The following is a 20,001-nucleotide window of genomic DNA, read 5'->3' on the forward strand; positions in this document are numbered from 1 at the left end:
TTATTCCTCCGAAAGTGAATAATAATTACCAGGATGTCGCTGTACCAGACCCTTAAGTTCAAGATCAAGCAGGTTGGCGGTGACAAGACCGCTGTCCATCCGGGCTGATTCGATAATCTTATCAATATGTTTGGGATATGGATCGAGATGTTTATATACCAATCCCTGTTCTTTGTCCATGAAAGGAGATTTTTTTTCTGTGTTTTTTTCAGGTGCCGCTGTCTTTGTCCCGGGCGGCACCCGGTGCCGAGGGTGTGATTGAGGACGGTACTGGGACTTAGGATGTACATGGATAAACTGGTAAAGCTCATCTATCATATCCATTTCGTTTTCAACAAGCTTAGCGCCTTGTTTCAACAAAGAATGGGTACCACGGCTTTTGGTTGAGCGAATACTTCCCGGGACGGCAAAAACTTCCCTGTTATATTCTCCTGCCAGCCGGGCAGTGATAAGAGAACCACTTCTTTGTTCCGCTTCAACCACAAGGGTGCCTGTGGAAAGACCTGCTATGACGCGGTTTCTGATGGGGAAATTATAGGGAAATGGACGTGTATTAATTTTAAATTCAGACATGATGGTGCCAGAGTCTTTGATGATGGAGAAAAGTGACCTGTTTTCTTTGGGGTAGATTCGATTCAGACCGGAACCCAGAATCGCAACGGTTTTACCCTTTACCTTCAGGGCGCCACGATGGGCAGCCGTATCGATCCCCAGGGCCAATCCGCTCACCACCTGAAAACCAGTGGACGCCAGGCAAGCGGCCAGGTGTTCTGCCGTGTTCAATCCGTAAGCGGTGGCATTCCTTGACCCGACAATCGAAATACAGGGAGCACTTGTATCCAGGGACCCCACATAGGTTAAATAGGGAGGCGGATCGATAATTTTCTTGAGCAGGGGTGGGTAGGAAGGATCCGTCAGGGTTACAATCTTGATTTTGTTGGAATAAATCTGATCCAGTTCTGCCTGGGCCAAGGACAGATACTTTTGATATCCCTGGATTCCTTTGATCGCCCGAATAGATATACCACTGACCTTTTCTAATTCACATTTGGGTGCCGTCAAAACATTTTCAGGCGCTAAAAACCGATGGATCAGGCGTTTATAAATTCGGTTCCCAAGATCGGGAATCTCCTTTAAAATAAACCATGGCAGATTTTTGTCTGAAAAAAGATCCATTTTTGATTAAATCACTCAAATTCTTTTAATTTTTCCTGGGCCTTTTCAGCAGCGGGTGAAAAAGGGTATTGGGTCAGAACCAATTTTAGATAGCGATGGGCCCTGTTTGTATCATCCATGGACAGATAGGAATACCCTGTTTTCAACAGGGCATCCGGTACCTTTTCTGCCTTTGGATAGGCTTTAACCAGTTTTTTAAATACGGTTACAGCCTTGGTGTACTGGCCGGAAGAATAGTGGCACTCTCCCAGCCAATACATGGCGTTATCGGCCAGACTGTGGTCTGGATGCTGGGCCACAAAGGTTTCAAATAATTGTGCTGCATGGGCCGAATCACCTTCCAGCAGAAGATTTCGGGCCTTTTGGTATAATTGTGCAGGCGCGGTATAGGCGACCTGGTAAACAACCGGTTTTTGAGCGGACAGCTGATGTTCAAGGCCGGCCACTTTTTTTCCCAACACTAAAATTTCATCTTCAAGGGCTGAAACCCTCTGATCCGTATGTTCTACTTCTTGTTTCAACGCGTCAGGCGTGTCTTTCTTTTCCTCTGTATTCACGTGAAGCGATTCCCCCTGTTCCCCGAGATCCGGCCCTTTTTTAAAAAAATCAAAGGAGCTGCAGGCGAACAAGGTAAAACAGCACAAGAAAAAAAGACAACTTTTAAAGATAAAATTTTTTATGGACACCATCATGCAACCTCTTGTCTTATCCTTTTGTATGGGCTGCAAGAACAACGGGACTTGCAACGAAAACAGATGAATAGGTACCGATAACCACACCGATAATCATGGCAAATGCAAAGTTATGGATAATCTCTCCTCCAAGGAAAAAGAGTGCCAAAAGAACAATAAGGGTTGTAAGCGAGGTCAAAATTGTCCGTGACAAGGTTTCATTGATACTTTTGTTAAACAATTGGGGCAAGGCTTCTTTGGCTTCAGCTCCCTTTACATTTTCCCTGATTCTGTCAAATACAATGATCGTATCATTCAGGGAATAACCGATAATGGTCAAAAGAGCGGCAATAATCGGAAGGGAAAAATCCAGATTTAAAATGGAAAAAATTCCCACGGTTATTAAAACATCATGGATCAGGGCCACAATGGCACCCATGGCATATTTAAGCTTTAGGGTCCAGAATACTCCCAGGGTTACCACCAAAGCCGCACCAATTAAAAAGGGCATGCTCACATTAAAGATGGACAAAAAATAAACCGCTGCCATCAATGCACCAGCTGTAACACCGGAAAGCATCCATTTAAGTTCAAACCGACCGGAAATATAGATGGTGATAAAAAGCAAAGAATAAAAAATTGCCAGAAGGGCTTTATTCTTAAGATCCTTGCCCACCTGGGGGCCCACCATCTCTACCCGGCGTATTTCCGGTAAAGTACCGGTGGTAGCTTCAATACCCTTGGCAATAATTTCTGAAAGGTTATCGGCCATTGCTTCAGAGCTGCTGGTTCGGATAAGGTATTCATTATCCTCAATTTGACCGAATCCCTGGACAGAGGTATCCTTGAGGCCTATACCGGACAATCCGTTCCGGATATCGGAAACGGCCACCTTTTGTGAAAATTTGATCTGGACAAGGGTTCCCCCCACAAAATCAATTCCGTAATTGGGTCCCTTATGAATAATAAGAGACCCGATACAGACAATGATGAGTATCAAGGAGAACGCATATGCGATCTTTTGTTTCCCCAGAAAGTCTATGTTTATATCAGACTTGATAAGCTGCATTATTTTTAAATTCCTTTATATACTGAGTGTTGATGTCTTTTTATTGCGCAATAGCAAATCAAAAATGCTTTTAGACAGCATCAGGGCTGTGAAGAGACTGGCAACAATACCAAAGCCCAATGTTAAGGCAAACCCTCTGATGGGGCCGGTACCAAATTGAAACAGAACAATGGCGGCAATCAATGTGGTCACATTGGCATCTAAGATGGTCAAGGTGGCCCTTTCAAATCCGGCATGTACGGCCGCAAGGGCAGTTTTTCCGGAGCGAAGTTCCTCTCTGATCCGTTCATAAATAATGACATTTGCATCAACAGCCATGCCAATGGTGAGAATAATACCAGCGATTCCCGGAAGGGTGAGGGTGGCACCGAAAGCTGCAAGCCCCCCCCCAATGAGAACAATATTCACAACCAGGGCAAGATCGGCAATAAGGCCGGCGCCTTTGTAGTAAACCATCATGAACAAGATGATCAGCGCTCCACCTGCCACCATGGACAAAAGTCCCATTCGAACGGAATCAGCCCCTAACGTTGGTCCAACGGTCCTCTCTTCGATGATTTTAACAGGAGCCGGAAGGGAACCTGCCCTTAATGCAATGGCAAGGTCCTTGGCTTCTTCTGTGGTAAACCTGCCGGTGATTCTGGCCTTGCCCCCTGCAATCCGATCCTGGATCACGGGCGCTGAATAAACGGTTTTATCCAGAACGATGGCCAATCGTTTCTGAACATTTTCTCCGGTGATTCTATCAAATATTCTGGCCCCTTTCCGGTTGAATTCGATACCGATCTGGGGTTGCTGGAATTGATCAAACTCAATCCTGGCGTCAATTAAAAGGCTGCCATCTAAAAGGACCTGCTGTTTGATTAAAAACGGTATCTTTGTCACAGCGCCTGTGGAAGGGTCCCGTTTGTTCTGAAAAAGGACTTCGCTTCCAACCGGAGGGTTGCCCTTCAGGGCATTGGCCACGTCGGCGTCGTCATTAACGATCTGGAAGGTCAACTGAGCGGTTTTACCAATAAGGTCCTTGGCTCTTTTCGGGTCAGTGATACCCGGCAATTGAAGAAGGATTCTATTGTCGCCCTGCATCCGGATATCAGGTTCACTGACACCAAATTCATCAATTCTGTTCCGAATGGTTTCAAGGGCTTGTTCGGTTGCCATCTTCTTGATCCTGTCCTTCTCTTCATCGGGCAGGCTTAAGATGAAACTGAACCCATCGGAAACGGTTTTGGGTGAAGGGATTATAAGATTTGCAAATTGTTCGGAAATGATTTTTTCAAATCCCTTTTTTGATTCCTCTCCCTGGAGTTTGGCTTCAATGGTATTATCTTTCTGCCGGGAGATGCCAAGGTGTTTAATGCCTTCGGTCCTCAGTTCTTTTTTTAGTTCATGGACGGTCCTTTCAATCTCCGCTTCAACTGCTTTCTCATTTTGGACTTCCAACACCAGATGCATGCCTCCCTGGAGGTCAAGACCCAAATTGATCTTTTTATGGGGCCAGGTGTTGAAAAAGGTTGGGATAAGACAAATAATTGCCGCAACAATAATTCCCAGGATAAACAACCGTCTAAAGGTAAAATGTTTCAATCTAATGACTCCTAATGGATTTATTTTTTCTTTGTATCTGATTTCTGGGCAGAATCATTGTCCGTAATCTGAGCTGCAACATTTCCACGGGAAATTTTTATTTTTACCTTTTCGGCAATTTCAAGACCGATGGTCGTGTCATCAATGGACACAATGGTGCCGTAGATACCACCGGAGGTGACGATCCGGGTTCCCTTTTTAAGGTTAGCAATCATTCCTTTATGCTCTTTTGCCTTTTTTTGCTGGGGCCTTATCAAGAGAAAATAAAAAATGGCAAACAAAATAATGATGGGTAAAAACCCGGCAATTCCACCTGCCTGTCCGCCCGCTCCGCCCGTTGCTCCCATTGCATATGCTGTGCTAATCAAAGTTACGCCTCCTTCATGTTAATAAATATTATTTAGTTTTTAGTATTATTTAGTTTTTTTGCCGGAATCCAGATGTTTTTTCCATCAAACTGAATTTTGTCAACCGTGTCATAATTAATTTCTTCAAGCAGGGAAAATACCTCGTCCATATTATACACCACTATTTTGCTCAAAGGCTCTAACAGGTTGATATCTTCGGTCACCTGCCGGTCAATCAGGTTATAGATAATCACCATGGTTTCTGAGAATTTTAAAATTTTCCCCACACCCGAGCTCATTCCCATATCCATGGGTTCGTCTGCCTTTGAAGAAACCAGAATATTTTTATGGGAATAGTATTCCTTTAAAATATTGAAATGGATATTCCAGATATTGTCACCGGATTTTACCACATGGATACCATATTCCTTGATTTTTTTCGGCACAGATTCTCCCGAGGAAGAAATCTCTTCCTGGTATACCTCGCCACTTCGCGTAAACGCTTTTTCAAGAATTTCCCGCATGGATACCTTTGAAGCGCCGACAATAAAGGATTCGTCTGATTTGACTATCATGTCAAGGCTCTTTTGGATACCCAGGTCTTTTTTTCTGTTTTCCATCAAGGTTTTAAGGGATTCATCCTTTTCCAACTCTTTATAATCAATGGTCGGTGTAACATTTATCGTTCCTTTGACAATGCGTTTATCAGTACCGGTAAGCGCCTTTGACGTTGTATCTGTTGTATTCGAAGCAATGCCCGACCCAGGCACCCCCTCCTTGTTTTTTTCTCCTGAACCGTCGACCACCATGTCTTTGGGCATAAACATTAACCAGACCAAAATAATCGCTATAATGAGTGTTGATAGTATAGCGATTGTCTTTCGTTTATCTTTTACCCTTAGGAACATTTCTTCTCCTCATGCCAGTTTGGTTGAAATTGTTTCAGATACACAAAAGAGCTGCATATGTCAAGGAAGCTGTAAAATAGACCTATATGTTGCAAACAATCCGGCTTTGTCCAGAGACCATTTCAGGATCGATTTCAATGGTGATGGAAACCTCTCGTTTGTTTTCAATTTCAATGAGTTCTTCACGCTTTTTATTTAAGAGATAGTAGGCAACTTCTCTGGGAACCAGGCAGTTCACCTGATCGACTTCGGGTTTTATCGTCTTGAGATTCAATTGTCTTAAAAATGCCATACCCTGGGTTTCCACAGACGGAGTCATCCCACGACCATTACAGTGTATACAGGGTTCATAGCTGCCATAGGTTATGGAATGCCGAATCCTTTGCCGGGACATTTCAAGCAGACCAAAGGTAGTGATACCACCCACCTTTGTCTTGGCCTTGTCATCTTTTAAATATTTTTTTAAGGTTTTGGTAATCTCAGCCTTGTGTTTTCGTTCTTTCATATCAATGAAATCCACCACGATCAGTCCGCCCATATCCCGCAGCCGCAGTTGTCTTGCAACTTCTTCGCCTGCTTCCAGGTTGGTGTAAAAAGCGGTTTCCTCTATATTTTTCTTTTTGGTGGATTTGCCTGAGTTCACATCAATGGTGACCATGGCCTCGGTCTGTTCAATAACGATACATCCACCGGATTTGAGCTGCACTTCTCTTTTGTATATGGAGGAAATTTGTTCTTCCAGCTGATATTTGCTGAAGATGGGTTTTTCACCTTTAAACAGCTTTACAATCTTTTTTTGCTTGGGGGCAATCAGGCCGATAAAATCCTGAACCTCCTTGAAGGTTTCGGGACAGTCAATGAGAATCTCGGTAATATCAGTTGTAAAGTAATCTCGCAAAGATCGAACGGCCAGGGTCTGTTCCCTGTAAAGAAGGGAAGGGGCCTTATCTTCCATGGCCAGTTTATCAATATTTTTCCACACCCGCATTAAATATTTCAAATCAGAGGTCATCATGGTTTTGGTGGCATTTTTTCCTGCTGTCCGGACAATCATCCCAAATCCTTCGGGGATTTTTATACTTTTTAGAATGCCAACCAACCGTTTTCTCTCATCTTCCTCATCGATTTTTCTTGAGACCCCTTTGGTGGTGTTGCCGGGCATGAGAACACCAAACCGACCGGGAAGGGAAATAAAGGTGGTCAGCATGGCCCCTTTTTGGTTGATGGGATTCTTGGTCACCTGGACAATCATTTCCTGGCCTTTTTTAATGAGATTAAAAAGGGCCTTGTCCTTTGTTTCCACATCCTGAAAATAATCGCTATGGATTTCGTTTTTTTGAAGGAATCCATTTTTTTGGGCACCATAGTCCACAAAAACAGCCTGGAGGCTCGGTTCAACCCGGGTAACAATCCCTTTGTAAATGTTACCTTGGGTCACCTGCCTTGCTGCAGTCTCAATGTGAAATTGATCCAATTTGTTGTCAACAATGGTCGCAATTCTGTTTTCATCAGGGTCAAGTGCGTTGATTAAAATTTTTCTGTTCATAAATTTACTCTTTATTTTTCTAAAGTTGGGTTGATACATGGACCATTTCAAACCGTGTTATTCCCATGATAGCTAATAATTAGCATAACTAAATAATAGGATAACTAATAAATTGAAACGGGCAAGTCAATTTTTTTTTATTTTCCGTTGCCCTGGGAATCGGTTAATTCCAAGGACTTTGTCTTTTGCTTGAGGATATCAAAATAGGTCAGAATCCGTTCAACATATTGAACCGGTTCCCACCCCCTTGCATATCCGTGTTTGGTTGTTTTTACATATTGGGTTTTTGACAACAGGGGCAGACATGTTTTAAGGGCTTGCCAGGTATTTGGGTCAAGCCCTTTTCCCTTGGCAATTTTTTGGGCATCCTGTACATGTCCATACCCGATATTATAGCTGGCAAGGGAAAACAGCATCCGCTGATACTTATCTTCAATATGACTGAATCGCTGGTACATCTTACCCAGGTATTTTATACCTGCCCGGATGCTTTGGGAAGGGTTCCGTCGATTTGTTATTCCCATTTCCCGGGCAGTCGCGTGGGTCACCTGCATCAATCCCCTGACATTGGTAACACTTTTAGCCTCGGGATTAAAATGAGACTCCTGGTAGACAACCGCCGCAACCAGCCGCCAGTCAAATCCATATTTTTTCGATTCTTCCATGATCACTTGTTTGTATTTGGGCAACCGGGTTTTAATTCGTTTGTGAAATTTTTTTATTTCATAAACGTCAAAATCCTGGGTGTTTTCATAATATTTATTGGTAATTTTTCTTAAAATTCCGGTTTCATTGGCATGGAGGAAAAATCGGTTTATCTCAACGATCATGTCCGTATCATTCTTGCGAACAGCCCAAGCCAGAGACTCTCGTTCCTGGATAGGGATCCCAATTTTGATATCAGGGTAGTATCGTTGAGTGAGCAGGGCGATGTTGGAATCTGCAATGGTAAAGCGGATTTCCCGCCGGTTGACCATGGCAATAAGTTCTTCTGTGGGAATATTATCATGGAGAATATAATTTAACGCAATTCCCGAAGCTTCTATTTGTTCCAGGCGGTAATGATAGGAGGTGTCTCTCCTGACGTGAAAGGTCCTAAACCTTAAGTCCTCAATATTTTTGGGACCAAATATCAAATTATGATGAACGACACGTTGCTGAATGGTCATATAGGGAATTGAAAAGGCGGCATCTTCAAGCCGCTGGGCGGTAATGGAAATCCCCGCTGCAATGAAATCGCCCTTGTCCTGGTTAAGATAGGTAAACAGATTGTTCCAACCCGGGGTCACAATATCTAATTCAACATTCAGATACTTGGCAAATTCCAAGGCCAGATCATATTCAAATCCTGTTGGTTTTCCTTCATAATAGGAATAGGTGTTGAGTGCATTGGCAGTTATCAGACGAAGCTTTCCTGTCGATCGTATCCGATCAAGCGTACCCGTGGCGGTCCCCAAATTTTGATTATGTATTAAAATAGAAACAAAGAAAACGGTTAACATTAATAGAAGCAGCAGAATAAAATATTTTTTAAAATATTGTATCATACAATTGTATCATCTGTTGTTTCAGCCTGAAATTTTATGGGGGTCACTTCTATTTTGTCCACACTTTGATATCCCCGGGGAAGTTTTTTTCCTCTGTATCCGCGCATTCCCATATAATCGGTTTGATTGCCTGGGTTTAATCTAAGAAAATGTTTACCTGAATATATCACAAGATTTGAATTTAAGGGTAAAATTTTTAAGTGCTTAAGTTTTTCAGGGTCCTTTGAATTTAATTGTTTTTTAGGGATGGTGATAATTTTATTGCCTTGACCTTTTTTTAACTGTGGCAGCTGGTTAACCGGAAAAATCAACAGCCGCCCCTGGCTGGTAATGGCAACAATAAGATCTGTTTTGAGGTCAGATACCTGTTGTGGGGCCAAAAGATTAAACCCTTGTTTTACGGAGATAACAGCTTTGCCGTTTTTATAGGTGGTCAGAAAATCAAGGTATTTAATGATGAACCCGCAACCGTTATCAGAAGCTACAAGAAAGAGATCCTCAGCGTCCTGGGACAGCATGAAGTCTATTGTGGTGTTTGGCTGCAGGGACAAATGACCGGTTAAAGGCTCCCCATTTCCCCTGGCCGATGGCAGGGTATGGGCGAGCATCATATAGCTTCGACCGGCATTATCCAGAAACACAACGGGTTTATCGTTCTTGGTCCGAAGAGAGCTCATGAGATCATCACCGGATTTGAACTTGACCTTGGCGGGATCGATATCATGTCCCTTGGCAGAACGGATCCAGCCGTTCTGGGACAAGATAATGGTCACAGGTTCTATGTCCAGGATGTCGGTTGCTGAAAATGCTTCTGCCTCCTGCCTTTCCTTGATGGGAGACCTGCGCTTGTCTCCATAGCGTTTGGCATCTGAATTGATTTGATCAATCATATAGGCTTTAAATGCCTTTTTACTGTTCAACCGTCGTTCAAGTGTCGTTCTCTGTTCTTCCAGTTCCTTGATTTCAGAAAGGATTTTGATTTCCTCAAGCCTGGCCAATTGACGCAAACGGATTTCAAGGATGGCAGTGGCCTGTAACTCAGATAAATCAAAGGCTTTTATCAACTCTTTTTTTGGGTGGTCACAATTTCTGATGATCCGGATGACCTCGTCAATGTTCAGATAGGCAATCTGGAATCCTTCAAGGAGATGGAGGCGGGTCAAAATTTTATCCAGCCGGAACCGCAGTTTTCTTTCAACGGTATCGGCCCTGAAGGAAAGCCATTCCCGAAGGAAGGTCAATAAATTTTTCACCTCGGGACGGCCGTTGATACCGATCATGTTCATATTGACGGAATAGGAGCGTTCAAGATCTGTGGAGGCAAAAAGATGGTCCACAAGTGCCTGAACATCAATTCTGTTTGATCTGGGGATTATCACCAGCCGGGTGGGTTCTTCATGGTCGGATTCATCCCGTATATCACTGACCATAGGCAGTTTTTTGGCTTCCATCTGGGCGGCAATCTGTTCATAGATCTTTTCTGTTGATGCGTGGAAGGGCAGGGCGCAAAATACAATTTCCCCATCTTCAACCTGATAGGTTGCCCGCATCTTTATCCGTCCCATGCCGGTTTCATACATTTGATGGATTTCAGTGACAGGGGTGATGATCTCCGCATCGGTTGGAAAATCCGGTCCTTTGATATATTTACAAACAGCGCTGACATCGGCATCTTCGTTCTCAATAAGATGAACCAATGCCTTGGCCACTTCCCTTAAGTTGTGGGGGAGCATGCTGGTGGCCATGCCCACGGCAATACCCGTGGTGCCGTTGAGCAGCAGGTTGGGTAAACGGGCCGGCAACAGGGTGGGTTCATTTAATGTACCGTCAAAATTGGGCCGCCAGTCAACGGTTCCCTGGTTGAGCTCATCCAGGAGAGTGTCCGCATACTTTGAAAGTTTTGATTCGGTATACCGCATGGCAGCAAAGGATTTGGGATCATTGGGATCCCCCCAGTTTCCCTGGCCGTGCACCAGGGGGTACCGCAAAGAAAAGGGCTGGGCCATCAATACCATGGCCTCGTAGCAGGCAGAGTCTCCATGGGGATGAAATTTGCCCAGAACATCCCCCACAGTTCTGGCTGATTTTGTGAATTTGGCGGTTGAAGACAGACCCAGCTGACTCATGGAATAAACTATTCGGCGCTGTACCGGCTTTAATCCGTCTCCGATGTGGGGAAGGGCACGGTCCAGTATGACATACATGGAATAGTTTAAATAGGCTTTCCGGGTAAACTCCTGGAAAGGAATTTTTTCATAATCTTCTATGGCGGAAGGATGGGTTTGCTTCATAGTTCTATCTCTTTGATATTTCCTTCGGTTTCAATCCACTTTTTTCTGTCCTTGGCCCTTTTTTTTCCCAGGAGCATATCCATGACTTCATAGACTTCTTCTTCGGTTTCCACTGATCCGTCATTGATGGACAATTGAACCAGCCTTCTTGAATCCGGGGCAATGGTGGTCTCTTTGAGCTGGGCCGGATTCATTTCTCCTAAGCCCTTGAACCGCTGGATATTAATTTTTCCATGTCTTTTCCTTCGCTCCACCTTTTTTACAATCGTGTTTCGTTCCGAATCATCCAGGGCATAAAAGACCTCTTTGCCCACATCAATTCGGTACAGAGGCGGCATGGCAATGTATACATGGCCTTGTTTCACAAGTTGGGGAAAATGTCTTAAAAACAAGGCACAGATCAGGGTGGCAATGTGAAGGCCGTCTGAATCCGCATCGGCAAGGATACAAATTTTATTGTATCGAAGTTTGGATATATCATTCTCCCCGGGCTTGACGCCCAGGACCTGGGTAATATCCCGGATTTCCCTTGACTCAAGGATGATGGAAGGCGCAATATCCCAGGTGTTGAGTATTTTACCCCGCAATGGCATAATGGCCTGAAACCGTCTGTCCCTCGCCTGTTTAGCAGAGCCACCTGCAGAATCCCCTTCCACAAAAAACAGCTCTCGTCGTTCCTGGTCGTCACTACTGCAGTCGGACAGCTTGGCCGGAAGGGTGGTCCCGTTGGATGCCCGTTTCTTGGTCACCTTTTTGGCTTTTTTCACCCGGGTTTTTGCATGCTCAATGGCCATTTCTGCCAGGGCTTCTCCAAAGGTGACGTTCTGGTTCAGCCAGAGGCTGAAGGCATCCCTGACCTGCAGGTTTACCAGGCTTGCGGCATGACGGGAAGACAGCCTCTCTTTTGTCTGGCTTGAAAACTGTGCTTCGGAAAGCTTTACAGACAACACATACCCCACATTGTGCCAGATATCTTCAGGCGCCAGGAACAACCCCTTGGGCAAAAGATTCCTGAATTTGCAAAATTCCCTCACAGATTCCAGCAATCCGGATCTAAACCCATTCACATGGGTCCCCCCAAGACTTGTGGGAATCAGGTTAACATAGCTTTCTTCAATGGCAGCGCCCGATTCCTTCCCCCAATTGATGGTCCAGACCGCTTCAAAGTCTTCATTGGCAGTTTGTCCGGAAAAGGGGGCGGGAAAGATACAGGGTCTATCCTTGAGGTGTTCGGCAAGATAATCATCCAGTCCGCGGTCATAGTGCCAGTTCATTCGTTCATTGCTGGCCTCATCAAAAAAACTTGTTTTCAACCCTTTACACAAAACAGCCTTGGATTTGAGCGCCTTTTGAATAGCTGTTTTTGAAAATGTTGGGGTATCAAAGAAAGATACATTGGGATAAAATTTCAAGGCGGTTCCCGTATTGTTTTTCCCAACACTGCCCGTGATTTCAAGCTCTTTTGTTTTAAACCCATCTTCAAAGTGGATCTCAAAAGTTTGGCCATCCCGTCTAATAATGATCTCCAAATGGGCGGACAAGGCGTTCACAACCGAGACCCCGACACCGTGGAGCCCCCCTGAAAAAGCATAGTCCTTGTTGGAAAACTTGGCCCCGGCATGGAGTTTTGTCATGATGAGTTCAACACCGGAAATACCTTCTCCCGGATGGATATCAACGGGCATGCCCCTGCCATTGTCCGTCACAATAATGGCATTGTCTCGTGTCAGCACCACCTCTATTAGGTCTGCAAAACCGGCAATGGCCTCATCCACGCTGTTGTCGATTACTTCAAAGACCAGGTGGTCAGGACTTGTGGTGTCCGTATACATACCGGGTCTGCGCTTAACCGGATCCAATCCCTTGAGTATCTCAATGGAATCGGCCTTATACGTATTGGCATGCCCCTCTTTGTCTATGTCTGGATCAAATAACTTCATAAATAATTCTATTGCGCTATACAGGTTAAAACTTTATATTCGATTTTAAACAACACCCTATAGCACTTTTATTTGTAAATGTACAAACGGGAAAAAAACATATCATTATGACATCTTCAACCCAAAGTTTTGGTTATAACGATTTTGAAGCCCATTGGGATACGCTTGATAAAGCATCCAAAGCCCAATTAGTAGAGGAAGCGGGGGGGCTATCCCCCTTGCTTGGAATCCTTCCAATTCTTGAGGGAATCAGGTCCGCTCATTTTAATATCCGCTCTAAAGCAAAAAAAAACCTTGAAAATTTTGGAAAAACAATCCAACAACAATTAAAAAACGCAGACGATTCAAAAGAATATCTCGCCGGCCTGCAGGCCTCTGCAATGGTAGCGGCTAAAGTTTATCAGCAGATCACGCCGGATATACCCTTCAATGACATGAACTTTTTTTTAAACATTTTGCTTGGCCTTGGGGATAATGGGGCTTATTTTGCGTTCAAGGCTGTTTATCAGGAGCATATAAGCTTAGATTCCCTCAATAAAGTGCTTCAGACACTTGGCCAGACAGAACGCCTTTTGTTCGTTGACCAATATATCCAGACACCTTCTGCAGACCGGTTAAGATTCGGTAAGCTGTTTAAAAAAATATTAAATACCATCACCGACAGAGAACCGGTTATCGAATTTTATGCCGGTTTGTTCGACCGTAAGCGGGATGCAGACCCATTCTTAAATAATATCAGCTTTGATTTAAGAAATCCTGAAACCATTATCCAAAAAGAAATTGCATCCTTGTCACCTGCTGTAAAAATAATGGGGTTAAAAGCCCTGTCCCTGATCGAGACCAAAATTCCTGTTCATTTGCTCGTGGAAACCATTGAGGATGAACAAGTGAAAAAGGTGAGACAGGTTGTCTACACTATTATTGAAGAATCTTCCATGGGGCTTTATCCCGAGCTGTTTGATCCCATTCTTAAACATTTTTATCAACAGGGGCAAAATGAAGCCATCCATGCATTTAGAGCCCTTATTGTTACAGGAAAAATTCCGGTTCATGATCTTTTCAGTTTGGTGAGAAAAACCTATCCTGAAATCATGCCATTGATCCATATCGAAATCGCTTCATTGTCCAGAATTTCTTTTTTTGTTATCCAGGATATTGCCTTAAACAAGACACGCTATCAGCAAGAAAACTTTGATATAAACCTTGCCTGCATTCTGGGTATGATCCAAAAAAGACCCGAACGGGTTGTAAGAATACTCAATCGTTATGCTGCACACTCGGAAAAAGGAATAACGCTTGATGTTATCGATTTTGTAAAAAAAACAAAAGAATTGCTGAAACGAGAGAAAGAACATATTCAAGCGCCCTTTGAAACTCTTGTGGCGCAATTTAAAAGAAAATCTGAAAAACTAAAACGGCCCTTCGTTTCGATCTTAAAGGATCCGATCAAAAAAAAGATGGAAGCCTTTATAAAAAATATCTCTTCAAAATCCATTGATTTTAAAGACCATAATTTTAAAGATCAAAACTTGTCTGGGCTAAGATTTTCCGCTTCAACTCTGTTTTTTCACCATGCCTGTTTTGAAAATACAGATCTTTCAAACGCATATTTTACAAAGGCATTTTTTAAAAATACTTTGTTTTCTGCGGTCAATATGGCTGGGTGTATCTTTGACAATATTAATTTTGACAATGCCGTGTTTATGAATGTAAGCGCGGAAAAAACCGTCTTTAAAAGTTGTAGCTTCCAGGGCGCTTTTTTCTTTAATTGTAATTTTAACCTGGCCCAATTCACAGATGCGATCTTTATCAATGCCACGCTTTCCAAAGTTTCCTTTGGGAATACCCAATTGGCCGGTGCAACCTTTGCCCATTCAAGAATGTCCGGCGTTTCCTTTGCCACGGCCGACATTAATTTTACGGATTTTTCATGGGTAAGGGCACGATTCTGCCGATTTCCTCCCTATTCCCAATCCATCATCCGGGCCCAGGACATAGATTACAATGACCGGCACTATCAACTGGGTTTTAATGACCTTCCCCACATTGACCCTGCCATTGTATCGGAAATCAACATGTTGATTTTTTGTGAATTTATTCATTACGGGGAAACAAAATTTTTAGATCAGAACAAACTGAGTCTTTTAACGGCCTTTGATATTTTCAAGCCCTCCCAGGCGGATCTTTTTCAGATTGTTCCCCTGCTCATTCATGAAAATTATCAATTTCTTGAGATTAACGTCCACAGCAAAACCCCCTGCGGCATTGCCGATTATCTGCCCGCAAAACAGGCAGTGCAAATTTTTGAACGCTTGGATAAAAATAAATTCAAGGTTAAAAGAAGCCTGACACCTCTTATTGAAGGGCTCTTTACCATGGGAAGCGTAGGATCTCTTGCCCAGACATTTGAATCTGATATTGATTACTGGGTCTGCATCAATGAGGATCTCTTTGACAGCATCGGTCTTGAGCGTTTAAGAATAAAACTTGATCTCCTTGAAGCCATGGCCTGGGATAAATTTAAGACCCGGGTTACCTTTTTTATTGTGGATATTTTAAAGGCCAAGCACAATGATTTTGGCGGGTCCACTCAGGAAAGCTCAGGATCTGCTCAGTCCAGGCTTCTTAAAGAAGAATTTTACCGGACCATGATCCATGTGGCGGGCAAACTGCCCTTGTGGGCTGTTCTGCCCACCCCCATAAGTCTCAATTACTACAATATAATTTTGGAACGGGTTGCCGGTTTTTCAAAATATCATCGGTATCTGGACCTGGGGGATATCCACGCCATTCCTGTGAATGAATACTTTGGCGCCTCCATATGGCAAATGTTTAAATGGTTGAAAAGCCCTTTTAAATCCGTCATCAAAATGGCCTTGCTTGAAAAATATATCCATGCCTATGGAAAAGAACCCCTGCTGTGCAATCAATACAAAAACGAATGGATGAATTCAAGTTCCCATCTAAAACTGGCCCAGAATGATTCTTATATCAGTCTTTTAAAACATCTGATTGATTATTACCGGCAAACCGACGACATCCCATCGGTTAACCTGGTGTTGACTTGTTTTTTCCTAAAACTTGAGATTTCAAAACAGAGGGAAATAGACGATACTATTTTTGGTTTGAGAAAAATTTTGTTGGAAAAATGTCTTGAAAACTGGGGATGGGACAAAAACCGGCTTTTTGAAATCGGCAAGTTCAGACGCTGGCCCTATGCAAATATTCAGAGGCTTTCCACCACCATTGAAAATTATATGCAAACAAAATTTATCCAGGTCAAAACACAGTTTGAAAATCAATCCAGGGGCGGATTGATGATTTCAAAGGAAGACCGGCGGGTGCTGGAACGAAAAGTTGACATTGTTTTGTCGGAAAAACCCCATAAAATCAAGAGAATCCTTTTGGTTTCCAAGGACAATAGACATTTTGAACGATTCCATTTAAAATACGTTCCCCTGCCCGAAACCCCGGGGACATGGGAACTATACCATAAAAATACAAAGATCCGGCAAGATCATGAAGAATCCCTGGTCAAAGCAAATTCCATTGAGCAGATCGGGGCATGGCTGATCAATAACAGCCTTTATGGCCATCATTGCATTGTCAACCTGATACCAAATCCCACACAGGTTACCCATGAAGACATTGAAAAACTTTTTAAAGCCATGTACGAGTTCTTTAATCCCTATGTACAAGAACCGGTCCAGTTTAATGAATTGCGCAGGGAAAAACCAAAGATGGCTTGCCTTTTTATCTCCATAAATTTTTATGCCGGCAAGCTGCAGGCAAGTATAACAGACTATAGTGCCATTTATATCAATTCATGGGGGGAAATGTATTTGAGATTCTCCTCGAACAGGACATTCTCCTCCATGGAGATGGCTAAAAAACATATCTTAAATACCCTTGCCATCAAAAGATTCCCCTTGAAAACAGTTTTTTATTTTTCAAAGGGAATGGCCAGGCAATAAGATATAAAATTGCCCCCTTTGTTTTATCGGTGAAAGTCTTGTACAATTTTTACTGCTCGTTGGGGATCATCCAGGACATGGAAGAGATCAAGATCTTTTGGTGAAATCATTCCATCACCGACCATTTTGTTTTTTATCCATTCAACCAGGCCGCCCCAGAACTTAGATCCCATCAGAATGATCGGCATCTGCAGAATTCTTTTTGTCTGTATCAGGGTCATGGTTTCAAACAATTCATCCAGGGTACCAAAACCGCCGGGCATTATAATATAGGCCTGGGCATATTTGATAAACATAACCTTGCGTACAAAAAAATAATTAAATTGTATCTGCTGGGTGGTATAGGGATTTATTTTTTCCTCAAAGGGCAACTTAATATTCAGGCCCACAGACTCAACCCCTTCACCAATGGCACCTTTGTTTGCAGCCTCCATCATCCCGGGGCCGCCTCCCGTAATAATGGCATATCCTGATTTTGCGAACAAGGTTGCCACTTCCTGGGCTTTTTGATAGTCTGGCGATTGGCGATCTGTTCTGGCGGATCCGAATATGGAGACGGCTGGCCCTAGTGAATGCAGAGAATCAATGCCTTCGACAAATTCTCCCATGATTTTGAACAATCGCCAGGATTCACCGCTTTTAAAATCATTGATGGGATATTTTGAGATAGTGGTATGGTTTTCCATGGTGGTTATGGTTCCAGTTCGGTTAATGGTTTAAAGAAATCAATCTGGTAGAAATAACAAAAATATGCTAAAAGGTACAATTAAATTAGCCTTTCAACTAGCTTGGTGCGTCAATTTGCTGGTGCGTGGATTAACACCGGTGCAGCAGATTGACTTTTCAAACTGAAAGATATAAAAAAAGAAAAATTTTCATAGAAAGAAATACGATTGAATAAAAAAATATTATTTTCCCAACAGACAATTGTGATAAATGAACTGGGAATGCATGCAAGGCCCGCTGCAAAGATAGCGCAACTGGCCATGGAAGGATTGGGCAATATCTGGCTTTCAACTGGATCTTCAGGGGTAGATGCCTCAAGTATCATTGATATCTTAACCCTGGGTGCTGAACAAGGATCTAAAATCTTGATTCAGGCGGAATCTTATGAAGACAGGGGAATTGTGGGCGAAATCAAGGCATTTTTTGACATCGGTTTTGGAGAATTAGAGAATGAATAAGACCCGGCCCCAGATGACCATAAGAGGAATCAGCGGATCTCCAGGAATCTGTATTGGCAAGGCCTATATTGTTGATAGGGAAGGGGTCAATCTTATCAAACGGTATCCTGTCAATGAGACCATGGTGCCGTCGGAAATCGATCGGTTTAAAAATGCCGTCACACGAGCAAAAAATGATCATGCAAAGGTCATTGAGTCCCTTGATCATGATTTGGGTGAAAATTTAAATATTTTAGAAACCCACATGGTCCTGTTCAAGGACAAGATGCTATACGGCAAGACCATTGAGACTATTTCCCGGGACAAGATTAATGCAGAGTGGGCATTGCGCAAGGTTTCCAGGAAGGTTAAATCCATGTTCCAGCAGATAGATGATCAATACCTGAAAGACCGGGTAAACGATATTGTCCAGGTATCTGACAAGATCATGTCCCATCTTGTCGGTGCCCAGGATATTAAAATCAAGGACATTAATAAACGGGTGATCCTTGTTGCCCACGACCTGTCACCTGCTGATGCCAGCCAGATTCAACTGGAAAGGATAAAAGGCTTTGTAACGGACAGGGGTGGGAAAAACTCCCATACCAGTATTGTGGCCAAATCCTTGAAGATACCCTCGGTTCTTGGGCTGGGCAGGGCAATGGTCAGTGTCAACAATGATGATATCCTCATTGTTGACGGATCTTTGGGGATCATTATTGTTAACCCGGAAGAAGACACCCTGTTCAAATATGAAGAGCGCCTGACCCGGTTTGAAGCATACCGGGCAGATATTGAGCGGGAGAGCCACCTGCCTGCTGTCACCCGGGATGGGGTTCCTTTAAACCTTATGGCCAATATTGAGTTGGTAGAAGAGGTGGTTTCTGCCAAGGACAATGGGGCAACTGGTGTTGGACTTTTCAGGACAGAATTTTTATACCTTGATTTGAAGCGATTTCCCACGGAAGATGAGTTGCTCCAACGCTACAAGGAGTTGGTGGAACTTATGAATCCTGAACCTGTGACCATCAGGACGCTGGATATTAACGGGGATAAGGTTAATCCCTATATTGATCCGGTCGAGGAAGCCAATCCGGCGTTGGGGCTTCGAGGGGTCCGGTTCTGCCTTAGAAATGAAGACATCTTTATTACCCAGCTCAAGGCAATTTTAAGGGTTGCGGCCTTTGGGAATATCAAGTTGTTGATTCCCATGATCTCCTGCGTTGAGGAAATTATTCAGGTAAAAGTGGTACTGAACAAAGCCATCCTTGAACTTGAGAACGAGGATAAAATCTTTAACAAAGATATTCCCCTTGGGGTCATGATAGAGGTCCCCTCCGCTGTGATCATGGCGGAAGAACTGGCGGGTCATGTGGATTTTTTCAGTATCGGCACCAATGACCTGATTCAGTATTCCCTGGCCATTGACCGGAGTAACCGGCGGGTGGCCCATTTATACCAGGCCCTGAACCCGGCGGTCTTGAAAATGATTAAAATGACCTATGATGCTGCCCAAAAAAAGGGCATTGAGGTGGTTATGTGTGGAGAAATGGCCGGAGATCCTATCAATATACCCGTTTTGCTCGGTTTGGGTCTGACCAATCTGTCCATGAACTCGGCCTCCATCCCTGTTATCAAAAAAATGGTTAGAAATATGGAGTTTGGCCTGGCCGGTAAAAATGTAAAAAAACTGTTCGAGCTCCAGACAACAGAAGAGATATCCACTTTTATCCAGGAAGAATATAAAGATATTCTTCCCTATAGAGAAATGGAAGATTAAGG

The 20,001-nt window shown here is 43.4% G+C and carries 14 protein-coding genes; 3 read left to right on the plus strand and 11 right to left on the minus strand.

Features of this window, described 5'->3' with window-relative positions; all coding sequences use genetic code 11:
* The 10 genes from dprA to parE all read right to left on the minus strand — a co-directional run bounded on the left by dprA (window position 1) and on the right by parE (window position 13,082).
* Window positions 1-1,176 carry a DNA-processing protein DprA gene (dprA, locus tag ACZ45G_RS10945; RefSeq protein ID WP_464177969.1) on the minus strand — a complete coding sequence of 392 codons (1,176 nt, stop codon included), beginning with the start codon at window positions 1,174-1,176 and terminating at the stop codon, window positions 1-3.
* Between the two features lie 11 nt (window positions 1,177-1,187).
* Window positions 1,188-1,868: a tol-pal system protein YbgF gene (gene ybgF, locus ACZ45G_RS10950; protein WP_464177971.1), complete on the minus strand. Its 681-nt coding sequence runs from the start codon at window positions 1,866-1,868 to the stop codon at window positions 1,188-1,190.
* 13 nt (window positions 1,869-1,881) lie between these two features.
* Window positions 1,882-2,916, minus strand: a complete 1,035-nt coding sequence (gene secF / locus ACZ45G_RS10955) for a protein translocase subunit SecF (protein WP_464177974.1) — start codon at window positions 2,914-2,916, stop codon at window positions 1,882-1,884.
* 15 nt (window positions 2,917-2,931) lie between these two features.
* Window positions 2,932-4,503 (minus strand): protein translocase subunit SecD, encoded by a 1,572-nt coding sequence (gene secD, locus ACZ45G_RS10960; protein WP_464177976.1) that lies wholly within the window; start codon window positions 4,501-4,503, stop codon window positions 2,932-2,934.
* Between the two features lie 20 nt (window positions 4,504-4,523).
* On the minus strand, window positions 4,524-4,871 hold the full coding sequence (gene yajC / locus ACZ45G_RS10965) for a preprotein translocase subunit YajC (protein ID WP_464177978.1): 348 nt from the start codon (window positions 4,869-4,871) through the stop codon (window positions 4,524-4,526).
* A gap of 32 nt (window positions 4,872-4,903) precedes the next feature.
* Window positions 4,904-5,758 carry a hypothetical protein gene (locus tag ACZ45G_RS10970; protein ID WP_464177981.1) on the minus strand — a complete coding sequence of 285 codons (855 nt, stop codon included), beginning with the start codon at window positions 5,756-5,758 and terminating at the stop codon, window positions 4,904-4,906.
* Window positions 5,759-5,840: 82 nt separating this feature from the next.
* Entirely contained in the window at window positions 5,841-7,304 is a 1,464-nt protein-coding gene (locus ACZ45G_RS10975) for an Rne/Rng family ribonuclease (RefSeq protein WP_464177983.1), read from the minus strand.
* 137 nt (window positions 7,305-7,441) lie between these two features.
* Complete coding sequence (gene mltF, locus ACZ45G_RS10980) at window positions 7,442-8,851, minus strand: membrane-bound lytic murein transglycosylase MltF (protein ID WP_464177986.1); 1,410 nt, start codon at window positions 8,849-8,851, stop codon at window positions 7,442-7,444.
* Window positions 8,848-11,142 carry a DNA topoisomerase IV subunit A gene (gene parC / locus ACZ45G_RS10985; protein ID WP_464177988.1) on the minus strand — a complete coding sequence of 765 codons (2,295 nt, stop codon included), beginning with the start codon at window positions 11,140-11,142 and terminating at the stop codon, window positions 8,848-8,850. The genes mltF and parC overlap by 4 nt, the downstream gene beginning before the upstream one ends.
* The gene (parE, locus tag ACZ45G_RS10990; RefSeq protein ID WP_464177990.1) at window positions 11,139-13,082 is read right to left on the minus strand and encodes a DNA topoisomerase IV subunit B; all 1,944 of its coding nucleotides are present in this window, start codon (window positions 13,080-13,082) and stop codon (window positions 11,139-11,141) included. Before parE ends, parC begins: the two co-directional genes overlap by 4 nt.
* 107 nt (window positions 13,083-13,189) lie before the next feature.
* On the opposite strand from parE, the gene ACZ45G_RS10995 reads away from it, so the two are divergent.
* Window positions 13,190-17,056: a class I adenylate cyclase gene (locus ACZ45G_RS10995; RefSeq protein WP_464177992.1), complete on the plus strand. Its 3,867-nt coding sequence runs from the start codon at window positions 13,190-13,192 to the stop codon at window positions 17,054-17,056.
* A gap of 23 nt (window positions 17,057-17,079) precedes the next feature.
* Here ACZ45G_RS10995 and ACZ45G_RS11000 read toward each other — a convergent pair whose 3' ends face one another.
* Window positions 17,080-17,742 carry an LOG family protein gene (locus ACZ45G_RS11000; protein WP_464177994.1) on the minus strand — a complete coding sequence of 221 codons (663 nt, stop codon included), beginning with the start codon at window positions 17,740-17,742 and terminating at the stop codon, window positions 17,080-17,082.
* A 207-nt stretch (window positions 17,743-17,949) separates the two neighbouring features.
* Here ACZ45G_RS11000 and ACZ45G_RS11005 point away from each other — a divergent pair, with 207 nt between their 5' ends.
* Window positions 17,950-18,240 (plus strand): HPr family phosphocarrier protein, encoded by a 291-nt coding sequence (locus ACZ45G_RS11005; RefSeq protein WP_464177996.1) that lies wholly within the window; start codon window positions 17,950-17,952, stop codon window positions 18,238-18,240.
* The gene (gene ptsP, locus ACZ45G_RS11010; RefSeq protein ID WP_464177998.1) at window positions 18,233-19,999 is read left to right on the plus strand and encodes a phosphoenolpyruvate--protein phosphotransferase; all 1,767 of its coding nucleotides are present in this window, start codon (window positions 18,233-18,235) and stop codon (window positions 19,997-19,999) included. Before ACZ45G_RS11005 ends, ptsP begins: the two co-directional genes overlap by 8 nt.
* Window positions 20,000-20,001 lie beyond the last annotated feature (2 nt).

The sequence above is a fragment of the Desulfoconvexum algidum genome (assembly GCF_055382125.1).

Bases quoted from the DNA above. Each gene is read 5' to 3' on its own strand.
- ACZ45G_RS10995 (WP_464177992.1), top strand. From the start codon at position 13,190: ATGACATCTTCAACCCAAAGTTTTGGTTATAACGATTTTGAAGCCCAT.
- dprA (WP_464177969.1), bottom strand. From the start codon at position 1,176: ATGGATCTTTTTTCAGACAAAAATCTGCCATGGTTTATTTTAAAGGAG.
- parE (WP_464177990.1), bottom strand. From the start codon at position 13,082: ATGAAGTTATTTGATCCAGACATAGACAAAGAGGGGCATGCCAATACG.
- ybgF (WP_464177971.1), bottom strand. From the start codon at position 1,868: ATGATGGTGTCCATAAAAAATTTTATCTTTAAAAGTTGTCTTTTTTTC.
- ACZ45G_RS11000 (WP_464177994.1), bottom strand. From the start codon at position 17,742: ATGGAAAACCATACCACTATCTCAAAATATCCCATCAATGATTTTAAA.
- mltF (WP_464177986.1), bottom strand. From the start codon at position 8,851: ATGATACAATATTTTAAAAAATATTTTATTCTGCTGCTTCTATTAATG.
- ACZ45G_RS10970 (WP_464177981.1), bottom strand. From the start codon at position 5,758: ATGTTCCTAAGGGTAAAAGATAAACGAAAGACAATCGCTATACTATCA.
- secF (WP_464177974.1), bottom strand. From the start codon at position 2,916: ATGCAGCTTATCAAGTCTGATATAAACATAGACTTTCTGGGGAAACAA.
- ACZ45G_RS10975 (WP_464177983.1), bottom strand. From the start codon at position 7,304: ATGAACAGAAAAATTTTAATCAACGCACTTGACCCTGATGAAAACAGA.
- parC (WP_464177988.1), bottom strand. From the start codon at position 11,142: ATGAAGCAAACCCATCCTTCCGCCATAGAAGATTATGAAAAAATTCCT.
- ptsP (WP_464177998.1), top strand. From the start codon at position 18,233: ATGAATAAGACCCGGCCCCAGATGACCATAAGAGGAATCAGCGGATCT.